The organism is Polycladidibacter stylochi (assembly GCF_001562055.1).
Taxonomy (GTDB): Bacteria; Pseudomonadota; Alphaproteobacteria; order Rhizobiales; family Stappiaceae; genus Pseudovibrio; species Pseudovibrio stylochi.
In genome coordinates this window covers 1-1,022 of sequence record NZ_LLWE01000001.1, presented here as the reverse complement: position 1 = coordinate 1,022, position 1,022 = coordinate 1, and the positions used below count along the sequence as shown (strand labels likewise).

Below are 1,022 nucleotides of genomic sequence, written 5' to 3'. Positions count from 1 at the left end.
TGACGCGTAGCGACTGAGTGGGCGAGGAAGCGGAAAAGAGACTGGTTTTACACTGAGCACTGACGCTCCGAGGCCTCTTATGACGAAACAACAGAAAACAGCGCTGAACATGGCTAAATTCATCCAGAATCAGTCTCTGCTCCTGCTGGAGAAGCTTAACGAGCTTGATCTTGATGCTGAGGCCGACCTTTGTGAGAAACTCCACGATGATGCGGAGCATCTTTTCCGTACACTGACCTCGAGACTGGATGCATTACAGGATGGTAACTGATGGCCAGAGTGTCTATTAGTGAGGCTGCCCGACTGACGGGTAAGAGTAGAACAACACTGCACAGGTTAATTAAAGCAGGTGACCTGTCCACCTGTAGCGGTGAACGTAATGCAAAAATGGTAGATACTTCAGAGCTTTTACGTGTCTTTGGTCCCTTTGAACAACTGAAGGGTGAACACCATTCTGGACAGGTCTCTGAACAGCGTGATACAGCCTCTGCTGACCAGAGTGAACAGGTGATTCGTCATCTGAAACAGGAGATTGAACACCTGAACACCTTACTTTTGTCCAAGGATTCGCACATTGACAGCCTGAAACAGGCCATGCTCCTTCTTGAAAATCACCAGGCAAAATTAACTGAATCCCCGGCGCCATGGTGGAAATTCTGGAAAAAATCCTGACCCCGTCATGCTTTAGTTTTCCTCTCCGGCCATTCCGGGGAGTTCCTGAACCTTCCCAAAAATCGTCAGATCTCTGAACGCTCCTCACCACTAAAAATACCCACACCCCACGCAAAATTAAAATTTTGAAGATAACCCATTAATATCAGTTAGTTGTTGGTTATTAAATTACGCAGTATTACTTTCTGTAAGGTGAATCCAAGTCGTCGGCAAGTCGTAGACGAATCGCCGACGACTTGTCATAGAGTCATCGACGACTCACTTAAGACTATCAGTAACTTATGACGACTTGACTCTAGAGTCGAATCGTCATTTTGGGGTTTTTTTGACCTTGGCGACTCTAGAGTCAA

At 46.5% G+C, this 1,022-nt stretch carries 2 protein-coding genes; both read left to right on the top strand.

Annotation, left to right across the window (positions count from 1 at the left end; all coding sequences use genetic code 11):
- The first annotated feature begins 79 nt into the window (after positions 1-79).
- Positions 80-271, top strand: coding sequence for a Rop family plasmid primer RNA-binding protein (locus AYK67_RS00010; RefSeq protein ID WP_064765249.1), 192 nt, complete (start codon positions 80-82; stop codon positions 269-271).
- Positions 271-672, top strand: coding sequence for a helix-turn-helix transcriptional regulator (locus tag AYK67_RS00005; RefSeq protein ID WP_024623230.1), 402 nt, complete (start codon positions 271-273; stop codon positions 670-672). Before AYK67_RS00010 ends, AYK67_RS00005 begins: the two co-directional genes overlap by 1 nt.
- Positions 673-1,022: the final 350 nt, after the last annotated feature.